Source organism: Methylovorus mays (genome assembly GCF_020531915.1).
In the GTDB taxonomy this organism is placed as follows: Bacteria; Pseudomonadota; Gammaproteobacteria; order Burkholderiales; family Methylophilaceae; genus Methylovorus; species Methylovorus mays.
The window spans coordinates 700646-716017 of sequence record NZ_JAJAVG010000004.1 but is presented as its reverse complement, the minus strand read 5'-3'; the positions used below and the strand labels follow the sequence as shown (position 1 = coordinate 716017).

Annotated in this window: 19 protein-coding genes and 1 tRNA gene; 15 read left to right on the top strand and 5 right to left on the bottom strand. The window is 51.8% G+C overall.

Annotation, left to right across the window (positions count from 1 at the left end):
• Positions 1–2: 2 nt before the first annotated feature.
• Positions 3–650, bottom strand: a complete 648-nt coding sequence (locus LG203_RS05580) for a transglycosylase SLT domain-containing protein (RefSeq protein ID WP_230344862.1) — start codon at positions 648–650, stop codon at positions 3–5.
• Positions 651–1034: 384 nt separating this feature from the next.
• Here LG203_RS05580 and LG203_RS05575 point away from each other — a divergent pair, with 384 nt between their 5' ends.
• Positions 1035–1325 (top strand): hypothetical protein, encoded by a 291-nt coding sequence (locus LG203_RS05575; RefSeq protein ID WP_230344861.1) that lies wholly within the window; start codon positions 1035–1037, stop codon positions 1323–1325.
• A 66-nt stretch (positions 1326–1391) separates the two neighbouring features.
• Here the strand turns inward: LG203_RS05575 and LG203_RS05570 are convergent, their stop codons facing one another.
• Together LG203_RS05570 and LG203_RS05565 are read right to left on the bottom strand one after the other, a co-directional pair.
• A complete protein-coding gene (locus tag LG203_RS05570; protein WP_230344860.1) occupies positions 1392–1619 on the bottom strand; it encodes a hypothetical protein in 228 nt (75 codons plus the stop codon).
• Positions 1620–1654: 35 nt separating this feature from the next.
• Entirely contained in the window at positions 1655–2221 is a 567-nt protein-coding gene (locus tag LG203_RS05565; protein ID WP_230344859.1) for a peroxiredoxin, read from the bottom strand.
• A 69-nt stretch (positions 2222–2290) separates the two neighbouring features.
• On the opposite strand from LG203_RS05565, the gene LG203_RS05560 reads away from it, so the two are divergent.
• The 6 genes from LG203_RS05560 to LG203_RS05535 all read left to right on the top strand — a co-directional run bounded on the left by LG203_RS05560 (position 2291) and on the right by LG203_RS05535 (position 6642).
• A tRNA-Arg gene (locus LG203_RS05560) sits at positions 2291–2366 on the top strand.
• Between the two features lie 267 nt (positions 2367–2633).
• Complete coding sequence (locus LG203_RS05555; RefSeq protein ID WP_230345039.1) at positions 2634–3206, top strand: DNA-3-methyladenine glycosylase I; 573 nt, start codon at positions 2634–2636, stop codon at positions 3204–3206.
• Between the two features lie 24 nt (positions 3207–3230).
• Positions 3231–3599, top strand: coding sequence for a VOC family protein (locus LG203_RS05550; RefSeq protein ID WP_230344858.1), 369 nt, complete (start codon positions 3231–3233; stop codon positions 3597–3599).
• A gap of 92 nt (positions 3600–3691) precedes the next feature.
• Entirely contained in the window at positions 3692–5053 is a 1362-nt protein-coding gene (chrA, locus tag LG203_RS05545) for a chromate efflux transporter (protein WP_230344857.1), read from the top strand.
• Positions 5054–5180: 127 nt separating this feature from the next.
• A complete protein-coding gene (locus LG203_RS05540; RefSeq protein ID WP_230344856.1) occupies positions 5181–5708 on the top strand; it encodes a DUF2380 domain-containing protein in 528 nt (175 codons plus the stop codon).
• Between the two features lie 151 nt (positions 5709–5859).
• Positions 5860–6642: a PEP-CTERM sorting domain-containing protein gene (locus tag LG203_RS05535; protein WP_230344855.1), complete on the top strand. Its 783-nt coding sequence runs from the start codon at positions 5860–5862 to the stop codon at positions 6640–6642.
• A 110-nt stretch (positions 6643–6752) separates the two neighbouring features.
• On the opposite strand, the gene LG203_RS05530 is transcribed toward LG203_RS05535, so the two are convergent.
• A complete protein-coding gene (locus LG203_RS05530) occupies positions 6753–7031 on the bottom strand; it encodes a hypothetical protein (RefSeq protein ID WP_230344854.1) in 279 nt (92 codons plus the stop codon).
• A 276-nt stretch (positions 7032–7307) separates the two neighbouring features.
• On the opposite strand from LG203_RS05530, the gene LG203_RS05525 reads away from it, so the two are divergent.
• The 3 genes from LG203_RS05525 to LG203_RS05515 all read left to right on the top strand — a co-directional run bounded on the left by LG203_RS05525 (position 7308) and on the right by LG203_RS05515 (position 10014).
• A complete protein-coding gene (locus LG203_RS05525; protein WP_230344853.1) occupies positions 7308–7709 on the top strand; it encodes a hypothetical protein in 402 nt (133 codons plus the stop codon).
• Between the two features lie 99 nt (positions 7710–7808).
• A complete protein-coding gene (locus LG203_RS05520) occupies positions 7809–8111 on the top strand; it encodes a DUF1840 domain-containing protein (protein WP_230344852.1) in 303 nt (100 codons plus the stop codon).
• 202 nt (positions 8112–8313) lie between these two features.
• A complete protein-coding gene (locus LG203_RS05515) occupies positions 8314–10014 on the top strand; it encodes a tetratricopeptide repeat protein (protein ID WP_230344851.1) in 1701 nt (566 codons plus the stop codon).
• Positions 10015–10099: 85 nt separating this feature from the next.
• Here LG203_RS05515 and LG203_RS05510 read toward each other — a convergent pair whose 3' ends face one another.
• The gene (locus tag LG203_RS05510) at positions 10100–10276 is read right to left on the bottom strand and encodes a PLD nuclease N-terminal domain-containing protein (RefSeq protein ID WP_230337510.1); all 177 of its coding nucleotides are present in this window, start codon (positions 10274–10276) and stop codon (positions 10100–10102) included.
• Positions 10277–10656: 380 nt separating this feature from the next.
• Between LG203_RS05510 and LG203_RS05505 the strand changes: the two genes are divergently transcribed.
• From LG203_RS05505 to LG203_RS05485, 5 genes are all read left to right on the top strand, one after another.
• Positions 10657–12912 (top strand): TonB-dependent receptor, encoded by a 2256-nt coding sequence (locus LG203_RS05505; protein WP_407665356.1) that lies wholly within the window; start codon positions 10657–10659, stop codon positions 12910–12912.
• A 70-nt stretch (positions 12913–12982) separates the two neighbouring features.
• Positions 12983–13663, top strand: a complete 681-nt coding sequence (locus LG203_RS05500; protein ID WP_230344849.1) for a Fe2+-dependent dioxygenase — start codon at positions 12983–12985, stop codon at positions 13661–13663.
• A 12-nt stretch (positions 13664–13675) separates the two neighbouring features.
• A complete protein-coding gene (locus tag LG203_RS05495) occupies positions 13676–13948 on the top strand; it encodes a PepSY domain-containing protein (protein ID WP_230344848.1) in 273 nt (90 codons plus the stop codon).
• 16 nt (positions 13949–13964) lie between these two features.
• Entirely contained in the window at positions 13965–14447 is a 483-nt protein-coding gene (locus LG203_RS05490; RefSeq protein WP_230344847.1) for a cytochrome b/b6 domain-containing protein, read from the top strand.
• Positions 14448–14537: 90 nt separating this feature from the next.
• On the top strand, positions 14538–15230 hold the full coding sequence (locus LG203_RS05485) for a PepSY-associated TM helix domain-containing protein (RefSeq protein ID WP_230344846.1): 693 nt from the start codon (positions 14538–14540) through the stop codon (positions 15228–15230).
• Positions 15231–15372 lie beyond the last annotated feature (142 nt).

Sequence of the window (15372 nt, the reverse complement as noted above, 5' to 3'; positions counted from 1 at the left end):
GTTCAATTGCCCAGGCTATCCTGCAACTGGCGATATTTGCGCAATACCCTGGGAACATAGCGCTGGGTTTCGGCATAAGGCGGCACGCGGTAGCCATGGCGGATGACGGCTTGCGGCCCCGCATTGTAGGCGGCCAGCATCAGAGAGGTATCGCCATGAAATTGCTGCTTAAGCCATTGCAGGTATTGGGCGGCTGCCAGCACATTCTGCGCCGGGTCCAGACTGTTGGTGACGCCGTAACGTCTGGCGGTCGCAGGCATCAGCTGCATCAAGCCTCTGGCGCCTTTGGGCGATACCGCGAGGCGGTTGCCGTTTGATTCCACATGCATGACCGCATGCAGCAGGGCAGGCTCCAGCGAGGTAAGCCTTGCGGCATGGCTGACGCTCGCGGCAAAGGGCAGGTTTGCTGTCGGCGCAGTTGCTGCAGGGCTTGCCGTGTTCTTTGCCTGGCCGGACTCTGCATCGGCGACCAGTACCACATACGTGTTCGCGGGGTCTGATGCTTGCGCTTCCAGATTGGTGAGGTGAATTTCCTCAGTGTCATTTTTTTGCATGTAGATATCGGCCTGCGCATAGGCAGGTATCAACAACCAGAGCAGGCAAATGCAAGTGGGGACGTGGACCATGGCACCAGCATACAAACCTGGCATGAAAGCTTGATGACATGGAGGCAGCAAATTTGGCAACCAACAGGAACAAAGCGATGGGGAGGGCCGGTCTCAGCGGGCGCATGCCCAGCCGACAATTCTTGTCACCCTTGATTGTTCGGCGTGTTTTTCGTCCCTATGATGAGTCAGCTTTCTCACAAAAGCGGCGGCCGGCAGACAGTTTGTTGCTGGCCGCAATCTCGTTGTTTCCATGCTTTTCATCCTCCAATCCCCGTTCGCGTGCCATTTTGTTGGCTTGTAAGCCCGGGGTGCAACTGGCAATATGGCAGACTTTGGTTTTAACGTGCTGGTGGGGTTATGAATAATCTGAATTACAAGTCTTTAGCGGTTGCTGCGGTTGTTTTGATGCTGAACGGATGTGGCGGCATGAAGGTCTGGCCATTTGGTGCCGATGAAGTGGCCAGCGTGCCCGGCGCGCCCGCCAACTCAACGGCCTATTTCTGCGAAAAGAACAAGAAATTCTTTGTGCGCATGCTGGATAACGGCGCCACGGCCTGGGTGATCTTGCCTGAGCGCGAATTTGCCCTGGCAAAATCAGGCAGCACGTTCACCAACGGCGTTTCCACCCTGACCATTCAAGGGCAGGAGGCAAGCTTGATGGTGACGCCGGAAAATACCTATAGCGCTTGCAGCGTACCGGCACCCGTCAAAAAGTAAAACGACAGCGCAAGGCATAAAAAAAGAGCCATCATCGATGGCTCTTTTGCGTTTCAGGCCGGCCCGTTAAGGCTTGCAGGCAAACTGCATGATGCGTTTCTGCTCGATCAGGCTTTCTTCCTTGCTGCCAATATCAAAGCCGTTGGGGCAATAAGCTTTGGCTTTTTCATTGCATTTGTCCCAGGACGAGAAGCCGTTGCAGTTCACACTGATCCATTCGCGGCTGGGTTTCGCGTTCGGTGTGCTGCATGCCGAAAGCGATGCCAGCATGGCGACTAATAGTAATTTTTTCATGAAGTGGTTCCTTTTAGCTTGAGTGGGCAAATCTGTTACCGCGCGCTGAGTTGGCGCAAGTCATCGATAATTTCCTGCGAGTGGCGCGAAGTATCCACGCTTTGATAGACCTTGGCAATCTGGCCCTCAGGGTTAATCAAGAAGGTATAACGCTTGGCGATTTTGATGATGCCCAGATTGGTCAGCGCGCCATAACTCGCGGCGACTTTGCCATCAGTATCTGACAGCAGTGGAAACGGCAGGTTGTACTTTTTTGCAAACTTGGCGTGCGACTCGGTGTCGTCCACGCTGATCCCCACAATCTTCGCCCCCAGCTTTTCCAGCTGCACCATGTCATCGCGAAAGCTGCAAGCCTCCTTGGTGCAGCCCGGTGTGTCATCCTTGGGGTAGAAGTACAGCACCAGCCAGCTCCCCTGATAATCCTGCAAGCGATGCGCATCGCCCTTGATGCCCGTCAGCGAAAAAGGCGGCGCGGCCTGACCCACCTGTGGCAAAGGGCTCGCCATGGCAAACGAGCGGTAAAGCAAAAAGCCGAAAAACACAAAAGCAGACGCAAGAAGGATTTTCATTGGTAAAGCCCGCGAAACAAAGATCTTCATCATAACAAGCCTGACCGGGATTTTGTATTTGCAAATTTCCTGCAACGTTTTTTGTGCGAAAATAACGCCCTTGCCCTCGTAGCTCAGTGGATAGAGCATTCGCCTCCTAAGCGAAGGGTCACAGGTTCAACTCCTGTCGAGGGCACCATCTGATCATCTCCTGACATCCAATATGGTCCAGTAACACCAATAAAAAATAATAAGTTACTGATGTTGATGTCTCATGTAGTCCAATTATCTTGATTGACATGCAAGCAAAGGATCGCGGCCATGTTGAAGACGATGCTCTAAGGACTATCCTCTTCGAATCATCTCCTTAAATTTTGGATATGCTTCTTTGAAATGCTAATGTCTTTTTAATATTTTCAAATGAAACATGATCTGGCAAAAGGATAGCAAACTGGATGCTGCAAATATGACCGATAGTGGACTAATTACCAGATGCTCGTGGGCTGAAGGCGACCCTCTGATGCAAACCTACCACGATACAGAGTGGGCTATCCCGATCCGGGACTCGCGCCTGTTGTGGGAAACGCTGATGCTCGAGGGTTTTCAGGCAGGCTTGGCCTGGATCATTGTGCTCCGCAAGCGTGAGGCCTTCCGCAAGGCGTTTGATCACTTTGATCCGGCGAAGGTCGCGCACTACGGGGAAAGTGATATTTTGCGGTTGATGGCAGACGCCGGAATCATCCGCGCCAGGGCCAAGATCGAGGCGACGATTCGAGGCGCGCAGATTTACTGCGAAATGGAAAGCCGTGGGGAAAGTTTCAGTGAGTTTTGCTGGTCGTTTACTGACGGCAAGGTGATAGAGGGCGATGGCCAAAGCTGGATCGCGAGTTCGCCGCTCTCCGAAAGAATCTCAAAAGAGTTGAAGAAAAAAGGCTTCAAGTTCGTGGGCCCAACCATTGTGTATGCCTGGATGCAGGCCGTGGGGATCGTCAACGATCACGCGGCGACGTGCTTTTGCCGCAAATCAGACCTTTCTTAATCCTGTAGACATTCATTTTTTATCATGTCCAATCTGCACATTACCGAAATCAAAGCCTTCGTTCCTTCCAAAGACTTTGCCTTGTCGAAGCAGTTTTATACCGATATGGGGTTCACCATGGCCTCCGAGGGTGGTGGTGTTGCCTACTTTCATTTTGAAGGGGTGAGCTTTCTGCTGCAGGATTATTGTGCGGAAGGATTTGCTGAAAATTTCATGATGCATATTCTGGTGGAGGATGTGGAGGCCTGGTGGCGCCATATTGAGGATAGCGGTGTCGTGGAAAAATACGCGGTCAAGATCTGGCCGATGGAGACGCAATCATGGGGCATGCGGGATTTTTGCCTGACTGACCCCGCGGGTGTTCTCTGGCGTATTGGGCAGAATGTGGATTGATGGTTGTCGCCAGATTTCTCACTGACCAGGCACGAAATGGCTCCCGCATGTGGGCTTGCATTCAAACACGCTCGACTCTGGCTTGAGGTGGCATGAGCACTAAAACCACTCCGGTATACCCCACAACTCCCGCGCCTCAGCCGGTCTCTCTGGCGCAGGCGTTCTGGTATTGGCTCAAGTTGGGGTTTATCAGTTTTGGCGGGCCCGCAGGTCAGATTGCCATCATGCATCACGATCTGGTGGAGAAAAAACGCTGGATTTCTGATCAGCGTTTTTTGCATGCCTTGAATTACTGCATGGTGCTGCCCGGCCCGGAGGCGCAGCAGCTGGCGACCTATCTCGGCTGGCTGATGCATCGTAGCTGGGGCGGAATTGTCGCCGGTGGTTTGTTTGTGCTGCCATCGTTTTTCATTTTGACGGGTCTGGCCTGGATTTACATGGCGTATGGGTCTGTTCCTGCTGTGGCGGGGGTGTTGTACGGGATCAAGCCTGCGGTGGTGGCGATTGTGATGTTTGCGGCATATCGCATAGGGCTGCGCACCCTTAAAAACCGGGTGCTATGGAGCATTGCTGTGCTGGCGTTTCTGGCGATATTTGTGCTCAAACTGTCGTTCCCCTGGATTATTGTTTCTGCCGGGCTGATCGGCTATCTGGGCGGCAACTATTTTCCGACATATTTTAAGGTGGGGGGCAGCCATGGCTCTGGCGGGGGAAATTTGGGGCCCGCACTGATTGATGACCATACGCCTGCCCCCACACATGCGATATTCAGCTGGGCCAGATTCTGGAAGGTGGCGCTGACTGGTTTGGCCATCTGGCTGCTTGCCATGGGTGGGCTCATTGCCGCGTATGGCTGGCATGGGGCGTATACGCAGATGGGGTGGTTCTTTACCAAAGCTGCACTGCTGACCTTTGGTGGTGCGTATGCGGCCTTGCCTTATGTCTATCAGGGGGCAGTGGAGCATTATCACTGGCTTACCGTCCCGCAGATGATGGATGGCCTGGCATTGGGCGAGACCACGCCAGGGCCGCTCATCATGGTGGTGACCTTTGTCGGCTTTGTGGGGGGATGGGTAAGCGAGGTGTTCGGGGCTGGCGCCACCGTGGCTTCTGCGTTTGTGGCGGCAGGCATAGTGACCTTTTTTACCTTTCTGCCCAGCTTTGTGTTCATTCTGCTGGGTGGGCCGTTTATCGAGACTACCCATGGCAAGCTGAAATTTACCGCGCCGCTCTCGGCAATTACGGCAGCGGTGGTCGGCGTGATTGTCAATCTGGCGGTGTTCTTTGCGTATCACGTGATGTGGCCACAAGGGCTGGATGCAACGGTAGACTGGATTGCCGTGATGCTGGCACTGGCAGCTGTTATCGCCATTTTTCGTTTCAAGGTCGGCGTCATACCGGTCATCCTGACATCAGGCCTGCTGGGCATGTGCCTGAAGCTCGCGTCGTCCTGATCCGCTGGGGACTGTCAGCGGGGTTTGTTGCGGTGAGGCGCAACCTATATCCTTCAGCGCAGTCCTAGCAAGGTAAGCACCTGTCTCCTCGTTTTTCCATCGCAGTTACTTCTTAAGGTATTCCCACATGAAGCGTTTTTTGACTGTCCTCGGCTTGTGCTGTTGTATCAGCCTTTCCGTTAGCAGCGCCCAGGCAGAGCCTCGCCCCAAGGTCATGGCGCTGGATTTTCAGCTGAATGATATGACGGATATTCCGAATGCTCCGGAAGAACTGGAGCGCATTGCGCTTTTATCGTCGGCATTTCATGAGAAGCTTGCCGAGAAGGGTATTGACCTTGTCCCGCCAAATGCAGCGATCACGGCGGCCATGGCGAGCCAGTCCGCCACCTATCTTTACAACAATGTCGAGAATGCAGCGCGGCTGGCGGAGGGGAGCGGAGCAGACTATCTGCTGATTGGCGTGGCGTTGAAGCCTACTTATCTCTTTGTTTACCCGCGGGTGCTGCTGGTGGATATCAAAACCCATCAGGTGCTCATGTCCAAATCCTCGCAACTGGAAAGCTCCTGGACGGATCGCAACACGACCATACGCACAGCGGCCAATCTGGCTCAGGTAGTAAAGGATCGTCTCTTGAAAATTGAAGGTGCTAACTAAGCTGCACTGCGCCTTGGCGCGTGGCAGTAAATAATTCGCCAGGTGTCGTATTGTACTGAAGTACAGGTGTACCACGGTACAATGGTCGCCTTATCGCTCGTTCCCTAGAATGGCTTCCAACAATCATTCAACAACACGGGGAACGAAAATCATGAATAAATTCAAAATCGGCGTGATGGTCGCTCTGGCTGTATTCAGCCTGAACGCCTCTGCTACCAGCTTCAAGTATGGCAAGGGCGACAACCATGACCGCGACGGCAAGTACAGCACTTCGCATGATGGTTGTTCTGTTTGCGATCCTGACAACAGTATTTTCGGTTCGGATTTCAAGGATGGCAAAACTACACAAACCTTCAAGAACTTCATTCCGGATACTGATGCGACTTTCACGGCTGTCGGCGGTACATTCCAGAAAAAGACTCAAGATGGCTATACCGGGGTAGGTATTTCCGGCAAGACGTCTGGTGAAATTGATATCGGCGAAAGAATTGATGTTTCCTTCACCAATGACATCATCATCACCAACATCACGCTGGGTCTGCTGTTTGATGGTCCTGAGTACGGCGATGTAAACGAAACCGCCAAGATCACGGCCACCTTCATGGATGGTTCAACAGCCGATTACTTCCTGACGGCTACTGGTCTGACGACGGCTACCTGGTCTGGTCCTGGCACCGTGAGCAACATCAGCGAAGCCAGCTACGGCGAAGGCGCGTTGTGGGCGATTGCCAATCCTTTCGGCAACAAGCAAGTGAGTGGATTGTCGTTCACCGCTGTGACGGGTCTTTGTGGTAGCGGTAGCTGCAACAACCAATCCGACTACGTGCTGCATTGCATTTCGGCAGTACCCGAGCCATCGACCTACGCCATGATGATGGCAGGCATTGCCGCTGTTGGCTTCAGTGCTCGTCGCAAGGCTAAAAAGCAAGCTTGATCGGCATCATGCATCAATAAAAAAGGCTCCTTGCAGGAGCCTTTTTTGTTTTGCCACCCTCCCATTGTGATGAGAGCTGGCGGTGGTGGCCTTCCGTTTTTCAGCCTGCCTTAATAGCTGCCACCGCTACTTTCCTTTTGCATGTCACGTGACTTGTTGGCTTTGCTTTCCGTTTCGGATTTCTTTTTCAGCTTTTGAATATCATTTTCGCTGCCCGTTGTTGCGCCATCCGGGGAATGTTGTTTGGAGTTCTGGTGCGTGGCATGTGGCTTTTCCATTTGCTCCGGCGGTGTTGTGGTGGCGGAATTGCCGGAACTGGTTTCTGCGAATGAAAATGGGCTGCCGAGTAGCAGCATCAGGCTGCATAGCGTGCTCACAATAAGTTTCATGACGATCTCCTTCGATTGTTTGTAATTGGATATTTGTAATTATTGCTTGGTGCATCTTCACGTTAAGACATCAACGCGAATGTCCGCATCCGGTAATGGCTTAATTCCATGTAGGAATTATTGTCCAGGCGCTTTTTTGTCAGTGCTTTCTGACATCAGAATCAGGACTTAACCGATCAGCCCCATCGCTTGCATAAGTAATAATCTGTGCAACCAGTCCAGATAATGGCTCGCGCCAGCTGTCTGCTGATTCATCCACATTTATTAGGGGTTAGCATGTCAAAGTCCGGAGTTTCGCGCGAGGATGTCATTGATTTTGTAATGAGTTGCGAACATGTTTTTCGGCTGGGGATTTACGAGAAAAAAAGACTTGATGAGCTCGATGCATTCGCCATGCAAAGGAAGATGGCACATTATCTGCGCGTGGCAACAGATCCACGGTTGTTGCGAATTTATCCCGAAGCTGCCGCCAAGCAGAAATGCATATTGATCGATCTGGACGTGGCACCTTGCGCGTACGTCATGGAGGTTCTCGGGCAATGGAGTTCGCGCGCCCTGGCATCCAGGGTGGCTGTTGAGGTGACAGTGGCGGGTACCATGATATTGAATACCCGATCGAACCTAATGAAGCCATTAAAGCAGCGTAAGCGTGCTACTGTGGCTTCCGTATCGCTTTAAGCATTCGGGCCAGTTTCCCAGAAAAATAATGCTACTCGCCACATGGGGTGCTGGTTCATGGTAGGCATAAACAAAAAATAGTTAAAAAGGTGAAGCCGAATGATAACTTTTTCGACAGATCGTTATAGTGATATCAGCATGTTTAACGATGTGGCCCAACAACTGTTAAGCATGATTGGGCATAGTGGCTCGGTACCCGGCGCCATATTGGCGGAAGATGTGCCAGCAGCTTTGCAACGGCTGAAGCAGGCCAGTGAGTCCGATACCGAAGTGATTGCAGGGGACGATGATGGCGATGACAGTGGCGAAAGCGCCGGAGTTAGTCTGAAGATGCGTGCATTGCCTTTGATTGCGCTATTCGAATCGGCGCAACAGAACAACAGCAATGTGATGTGGCGTTAGCTTTGGGTGGCTTTTTCACTCGTGGTTGATCTGGAAAATGCATGTCTTCACGTAAGCTTTTATAAGCTGTCTGCCGTAGCTCGATTCCCTTTATAACGACGTATAGCGACTAGACTATACTGTCTAGACTAAATGACAGCATTGCGCTAATCTTTGGACGGTTTACCCAGTGCCTGACGTGGCAAGTACAAGGGAATGAGATATGAAAACCGGATTTCAACAGGCGAGACAGCCTGGCCAGAGTGAGATGCATGCATTAATCGGGCTTTTAAATGCGGGACACATGCCGCAGGCGGAGGCGACAGCAAGAGCCATGCTACGGCAGTATCCGCAGACGCTCATGTTGCACAATGTACTGGGCATCGCATTAGAGTCGCAACAAAAGTATGCTGATGCGGCGGTAAGCTATCGAAACGCGATTGCGCTTGAGCCCAAAATCGCTGAAATACACTTCAACCTGGGCGTGGTGCTGGGGCATCTTGGCCGTATGGAAGAAGCCATCGCCTCTTATCGCAAAGCCATCTCGCTCAAACCTGACCTCGCGGTGGCGTATTTCAACCTTGGATTTGCCTTGCAAACCCTGGGCCGTTATGAAGAGGCCATTCCCAGCTATCGCAAAGCGGCAGCCATGCAGCCTACGTTTTACGAAGCGCATGGCAACCTTGGCACCGTATTGCAGAAGCAAGGCAAGACGGAAGACGCCATCGCCAGCTACCGCAAAGCGCTCGACATCCATGCCGATGCGCGCGGTTATTTTAACCTGGCGACCGCATTGCGCGACCATGGACAGCTGGAGGATGCGGTGACCGCATATCGTGCTGCGCTACGCATGCAGCCGGACTATGCAGATGCATGGAACAACCTGGGTGAGGCATTGCGGGATCAGGGCAATATGGATGAGGCGGTCAAAGCCTATCAACAAGCCTTGCAACTTGCTGTCGCACATCCTGCCGCCAACTACAATCTGGCCGAATTCCTTTATCTTGCGGCTGAATACGCGCAGGCGATTCCGTATTTTGAGCGTTCTCAATTGGGCGATTGGCAAGAGCGTATTCTGTACTGTCTTTATAAATCCGGGCAGTTTGATGCCTTCAAGGCCCGCTTGCCTCACGCCATGGGCGATACCCATGCGTCGCCATTCCTGGCGACCTTATCTACGCATTATTCAACCAACTTTGGTGTGCCTGATTCCTATCGATTTTGCCCGCAACCCATGGATTATGTATTTCATAGCCGCATTGCACCTTTGGCCGAGCAAGACAGCACTTTGCTGCATGCGCTGCTGAAAGACATTACCCTCACCGAAATTGCCGAGCGTAAGCAGGGCCGGCTGCATCATGGCATACAGTCTGCGGGCAATCTGTTCAAACGCTCCGAGGCATCTTTCAAAACGCTTGCGCAGCTAATCAAGCAGCAGGTGCAGGCATTTCGCGAGCACTACGCCGGACAGGATTGCGAACTGATCGAAGGATTCCCCGACGACATTGAGTTCACCAGCTCCTGGTACGTGAAAATGCAAAAAGGCGGTCATCTGACTTCGCATATACACGAGATCGGCTGGCTAAGCGGCTGTGTTTACCTGGCGATTCCCAAAGACAAGCAGGGCGAGCATGACGGCAGCATTGAGTTCAGTACCGATGGTGACGAATACCCGCGGCAACATGATGATTTCCCAGTGAAAGTGATTGCGCCACAGGTGGGCGACATCGTGCTGTTCCCGTCGTCACTCTTTCATCGCACCATTCCATTCAACTCCAATGAAGAGCGCATTTGCGTGGCATTTGATATTAAACCCCGCGTGGCCAAGGTCGGCGCTGCGGTCACCATGACCGTAGCCTGGATGGCAATGACCTTGGCTGACATCCTTGAAATTGGGGTGGTTTCACTCAGGTACGCGGTATAAGTCATCGCTGCCACCCATAATCGTTGTGCTCATAAAAAAACCTGAGATGTGTCTCAGGTTTTTTTATGGCGCATGGCGCTGAGGATTAAACTTTTTTGCCACCAGGACCAGCCAGGTACCAGACGATCAGGCCCAATACCGGGAATACCAGCACTCCCAGTATCCATAATATTTTAGCGACCGTATCAGCCGAGCTTTGCGCAATTTTGATGATGGCAAAAATGTCGGCGATCAAAATCAGTAATCCGATGATGCTGCTCATTTATTTCCCCTTTTTTCTATGTATTGGTGTCAGTCATCATAGGCGCAAGCCAGGGTTGCGCCTATAGGCTTCTATCCTATGTCCATGTAGGACAGAAAAGGACATTTGAAAGTGTGGTATTTAGGCAACGACGGCCTTGGCATCCCCGAACATACACGTCGTGACGCACCTTCCGCAGTTTTCTTTTTTGTTGCATCTGCGCAACATCGCAAAAATCTTTACTTTATTTAACAAATGCTAATCGTTATCATTAGCGTCAAATTGCAAGCCATGATGACAATTCAAGCCAGCGATCACCTCCATAAAAATTACTATATTTAGGATTTGACTCTATGCTTTCATTAAAAGAGCCGATTGTGTCGCATTTGGCCGGAACAAAAATGGCTGTCCCGCCGTGTGCCGCATCCCAGATTTTTCCTGTGGGCGCCATCGTTGCTGCCTTGTTTCTTAGTTCTGGTGCTTATGCAGCTGACGCTGCCTCTTCTGATACATCGGTAACAAAAGAGAAGGCTGCTGAAGAGCAGCAAGTATTGCCGGAGGTTGCTGTCAGCGCCTCCAGGGAAAAAGCCAAAGAAGATGGCTATCAGGCTACCAAGACCCGTGTTGGCAAAGTGTTGCAGGATCCCCAGGATGTCCCACAAGCGGTAACGACAGTTACTCGCAGCCTGATGACGGACCAGCAGGTTGGATCCCTGCGTGAAGCATTGCGCAATGTTTCTGGCCTGACCTTTAATGCGGGCGAGGGTGGTCGCGCTGGCGATAACATGATGCTCAGAGGTTTCTATACTTTTGGCGACATTTATCTTGATGGCATCCGTGATACTGCTCAATACAATCGCGAGACATTCAATCTTGAGCAGGTTGATGTGCTGCGCGGATCCGCGGCCATGTTGTTTGGTCGTGGCCAGGCTGGTGGGGTGATTAACCAGGTCAGCAAAATGGCCAAACTGGAAGATGAAAACAAGCTGACAGCTAGCCTGGGTGATTACGGTTATAACCAGACCACGGCTGATATCAACAAGACACTGGGCGAAACGGTGGCATTACGTATCAATGTCATGGATCGCTCCGAGGAGGCAACTCGCAAGAACAAGGCAGCGGACGACCGCCCTGAGCTGGATCGCAAAGGTATCGCATTGAGCCTCGGCCTGGGTATCGGTACCGATAACGAACTTTTCTTGAATCATGTGTATACCCAAACACGTGATACACCTGATTATGGTATTCGTTTTTTCAATACCAAGCCTGTTGACAAGTTCTATGGCACATACTGGGGCAACAAGTCCAACTTTGATGATAGCGATACGCGAGTTTCCACTGCCATCTTTACTCACAAGTTCAATGATAAAACCCAATGGCGTACACAATTGCGACATGGTTCTTATGAGCGCGCCTATTGGGTGAAAACGCCCCCCACTGGTGAAGACCCCGCACTGCCAACGGCATCTGCAGGCACTGGTGGCAATATCGCTCGTAAACTGGATTATCAGACAGTGACACTGCAATCGGATTTGTCGTCCGAGGTTACCATTGGCAAGACTACTCACCAGATCGTCACTGGCGTGGAGTATCTGCACGAAAATTCTTATCGTCAAAGCTTGCGCAATCTCGGAACTACCACCAATCCTGATTACACATCAAGTGCTGTGGTGGAGACTGGGAATACGGGTCTGAACGAATTCAAGAGTGACAGTTATGCGTTTTTTGCACAGGACACCATTGAATTCATTCCCAACTGGAAGCTTTTGCTGGGTATCCGTCGTGACCACATGAGTGCAGATTACCTTCGCAACACACGGGTAAATACAACCAATCCGGCAGAATATGAAGATCTGAAATCGCATATGACCTATAGCGAAAACAGCTACCGGTCTGGCTTGTCCTGGCAACCTAGCCCGACACAGCACTATTATCTGAGCTACAGCGATGCATTCAGCCCAACGGCTGATTTGTATCAGCTTACGGTGGCCCCTGCCCCAGCCGAGAAGAGCCGTACAACGGAGTTGGGTGCTAAGTGGTTGTTTTTTGATGGTGACCTTGCATTCCGCACGGCGCTATACCGCTCTGATAAAAATTGGGAACGCAACACCGATCTTGAGTCAACGGCCTCTATCCTGACGCGCAAGCGTCGTACGGACGGTCTAGAATTCGAATTGGCCGGCCGGGTAACAGATAACTGGGAGGTGTTCGGTGGCGTGGCCTTCATGGATTCCCGCATCCTCAAGGTGGCGGAAAACACGAATGCGATTAGCGGTGTTGTGACAGAAGGTGACCCGCGCTTTGAGGGGCAGCGTTCGCGCAATACACCTCCAATGACGGCTAATTTCTGGACGACATACAGATTGTTCGGTAACTGGCGTCTTGGCGGTGGTTTTGAAGCCAAGGGCGAGCGCTATGGCTATGTGCCTTCCTCTGCCACTGGACCATTTGTCGATGGCGAATTCCGCCCGAATACCATCCCCGGCTACACTCGCTGGGATGCAATGGTGAGCTATGAAGAGAAGCGTTGGGCGGTGCGTCTCAATGTCAAGAACCTGTTCAACAAGGAGTACTACGATGCCTTGTATGACAACGGTGGCTTGGTGGTTCCCGGCAATCGTCGTATCGCGATCCTGACCACGGAAATCAAGTTCTAGGCGTTGTGGTTTGAATGTGGGCCAGGTCATGGGTATCATGGCCTGGCCTTTTGTTTATTAAGCGGAAATCATGCTATTACATATCCCTCAAGTGCTGAATTCTGCTGAGCTGATTGAGTTGCGCAAGCTGCTGGCCTCTGCCAATTGGGCGGACGGCAAAGTGACCGCAGGCACACAGTCTGAGCAGGTCAAGCGCAATATCCAACTGCCGGAAACCTCTGCCGAAGCCGAGCAGGCCAGGCAGATTGTTCTCCGGGCATTAAGTCGCAATGCCCTGTTTTTCTCGGCGGCCTTGCCCAAGAAAATCTACCCTCCATTATTTAACCAATACCGTGAAGGCATGGATTTTGGCGCACATATTGATAACTCTGTGAGAACGCATGCCATGTCTGGCATGCATGTGCGTACCGATATCTCATGCACGCTGTTTCTGGCTGACCCGGACAGTTATGAAGGTGGCGAGCTGGTCGTGGAAGATACCTATGGGCATCAGATGGTAAAACTGCCAGCGGGCGATATGGTGCTCTACCCGGGTACCAGCCTGCATCATGTCCGGCCTGTCACGCAGGGCGCGCGCCTGGCGAGTTTTTTCTGGATACAAAGCATGATCCGCGAGGATGCCCAGCGGACGCTGCTGTTTGACATGGATGCTGCGATTGCGACCTTGCGCGAGCAAGTGGGCGATAATGCCGCGGTCATACGATTAACTGGCAATTACCACAATCTGATCCGGATGTGGGCGGATACTTAGGAGTAAAAGAATATGAAACTACACGCATACAGCTTGGGTGCCCTGTTGTTTGTCTCGTCCTTTAATGCTTATGCCGGGGCCGATTGTCCTGCTTATCCCAAAGAAGAGTGGGCATCGGAAGACACCTTGAAGGAAGCCTTGGCTCAGGAAGGCTATAAAATCAAGAAATTCAAGGTGGATGGTAATTGCTACGAAATCTATGGCTGGAACAAGCAGGGTAAAAAAGTTGAAATCTATTTCGACATGAAGACCTTTGCCATTATCAAAGCGGAAGTTGAGCGATAGTCTGCAGGCGTCGGTCATGTGGCCCTGGTTGGTAAGACTCACTCATTGGTGGTTGGCCACCATTATCATGGTTAACTGGATTAACGACACAGGTGACTGGCACCGGATGCTGGGGTATATGGGAGCAGGGGTTGTGGCGATCAGGGTCGTCTATGGCATGATGTCCACCCTCCCTGCTGTGCAGTTCTACTGGCCACAGCCTCGTCAATTGGTGGCACATCTGAAATCCGTTTTGCACGGCCAACCCGAGTATCATGTCGGCCATAATCCTCTGGGGCAGTTGGCGGTATACCTGATGTGGCTGCTGGTGATATTGCTCGCTTTTACCGGCTGGCTAAGTCGAACAGATGCTTATTGGGGGGAGGATTGGCCGGTGTTTCTGCATACGAGCCTGTCGTCTTTGCTGCAAGCGCTGGTGCTTATTCACCTGGCTGGGGTGATGGTCATGTCCAGAATTCAGGGCAAGAATCTGATCAGAAGCATGATTTTGCGAAAATAATTGTAAAACTATGATATGCCTCAAAGTACTGTCGCTGATGGTCTGTAAGACTGCCGCATAAGCATCTTTTCCTTTACTGATTTGTTCAATATGCAAAAAACACCTGCGCAACAAAATGCTCAACGTGGCCGTACGCTGCGTCTATTAAGAAAAATTCATGGCTGGCTGGGACTGTGGGGTGCCGTGTTGGGATTGTTGTTCGGTGTGACTGGGTTTTTGCTGAACCATCGTGCCGTCATGAAGATCCCGGCTGCCCAGATGGAGGAGAGTGAAATCCAGCTGAGTATGCCGCAACCTTATCCGCAAGACGCCAAGGCATTTGCGGCCTTCGTGCAGCAGGCGCTGGATATCCGCCATGATCCTCTTGAGCGCAAACCGCGCAAAGGCGCCAAAGAAAAAGCGGTGCAGGCCCCGGTGATGAAGGAGACGGGCGAGCACGATGCGCATTTCATGGGCCGTGAAATGATTCAGCCAGCCAAGTGGGAGGTGGAATTTCGCATGCCGCAGGTAAGAATTCGTGCGGAATATACGGCGGGCAACCAGTTTGCGACCATACATCGCGAAGATGCGAATGCCTGGGCTTACATCATGAACATGCACAAAGGTGTGGGGGCCAATACCGCCTGGGTATTGCTGGCCGATACCATCGCCGGGGCCATGATTGTACTGTCAATAACGGGTGTGTTGCTGTGGACCAAAATGCGTCAATCACGCCTGGTCATGACAGGCCTGATCGCTACTTCTATTGTGCTGACTATCTGGGCTGCGCTCGGCATGCTGTAATTCGCAAGCTGATCCAGGCAAACGCAGAGCACATATCGATCGCAGATATGTGCTTTTTTTTGGCCGCAAGCTGAAGGACTTGTTCAGGCATAGCGATGCAAGGGATAACAGAATTGCCAAAGGTAAAATCTTTACTATAATT

What these genes read in the sequence shown, in the direction of transcription:
- LG203_RS05580 (WP_230344862.1), bottom strand. Translation starts at nt 650, where the DNA reads ATGCCAGGTTTGTATGCTGGTGCCATGGTCCACGTCCCCACTTGCATT.
- LG203_RS05575 (WP_230344861.1), top strand. Translation starts at nt 1,035, where the DNA reads ATGAAGGTCTGGCCATTTGGTGCCGATGAAGTGGCCAGCGTGCCCGGC.
- LG203_RS05570 (WP_230344860.1), bottom strand. Translation starts at nt 1,619, where the DNA reads ATGAAAAAATTACTATTAGTCGCCATGCTGGCATCGCTTTCGGCATGC.
- LG203_RS05565 (WP_230344859.1), bottom strand. Translation starts at nt 2,221, where the DNA reads ATGATGAAGATCTTTGTTTCGCGGGCTTTACCAATGAAAATCCTTCTT.
- LG203_RS05555 (WP_230345039.1), top strand. Translation starts at nt 2,634, where the DNA reads ATGACCGATAGTGGACTAATTACCAGATGCTCGTGGGCTGAAGGCGAC.
- LG203_RS05550 (WP_230344858.1), top strand. Translation starts at nt 3,231, where the DNA reads ATGTCCAATCTGCACATTACCGAAATCAAAGCCTTCGTTCCTTCCAAA.
- chrA (WP_230344857.1), top strand. Translation starts at nt 3,692, where the DNA reads ATGAGCACTAAAACCACTCCGGTATACCCCACAACTCCCGCGCCTCAG.
- LG203_RS05540 (WP_230344856.1), top strand. Translation starts at nt 5,181, where the DNA reads ATGAAGCGTTTTTTGACTGTCCTCGGCTTGTGCTGTTGTATCAGCCTT.
- LG203_RS05535 (WP_230344855.1), top strand. Translation starts at nt 5,860, where the DNA reads ATGAATAAATTCAAAATCGGCGTGATGGTCGCTCTGGCTGTATTCAGC.
- LG203_RS05530 (WP_230344854.1), bottom strand. Translation starts at nt 7,031, where the DNA reads ATGAAACTTATTGTGAGCACGCTATGCAGCCTGATGCTGCTACTCGGC.
- LG203_RS05525 (WP_230344853.1), top strand. Translation starts at nt 7,308, where the DNA reads ATGTCAAAGTCCGGAGTTTCGCGCGAGGATGTCATTGATTTTGTAATG.
- LG203_RS05520 (WP_230344852.1), top strand. Translation starts at nt 7,809, where the DNA reads ATGATAACTTTTTCGACAGATCGTTATAGTGATATCAGCATGTTTAAC.
- LG203_RS05515 (WP_230344851.1), top strand. Translation starts at nt 8,314, where the DNA reads ATGAAAACCGGATTTCAACAGGCGAGACAGCCTGGCCAGAGTGAGATG.
- LG203_RS05510 (WP_230337510.1), bottom strand. Translation starts at nt 10,276, where the DNA reads ATGAGCAGCATCATCGGATTACTGATTTTGATCGCCGACATTTTTGCC.
- LG203_RS05505 (WP_407665356.1), top strand. Translation starts at nt 10,657, where the DNA reads ATGGCTGTCCCGCCGTGTGCCGCATCCCAGATTTTTCCTGTGGGCGCC.
- LG203_RS05500 (WP_230344849.1), top strand. Translation starts at nt 12,983, where the DNA reads ATGCTATTACATATCCCTCAAGTGCTGAATTCTGCTGAGCTGATTGAG.
- LG203_RS05495 (WP_230344848.1), top strand. Translation starts at nt 13,676, where the DNA reads ATGAAACTACACGCATACAGCTTGGGTGCCCTGTTGTTTGTCTCGTCC.
- LG203_RS05490 (WP_230344847.1), top strand. Translation starts at nt 13,965, where the DNA reads ATGTGGCCCTGGTTGGTAAGACTCACTCATTGGTGGTTGGCCACCATT.
- LG203_RS05485 (WP_230344846.1), top strand. Translation starts at nt 14,538, where the DNA reads ATGCAAAAAACACCTGCGCAACAAAATGCTCAACGTGGCCGTACGCTG.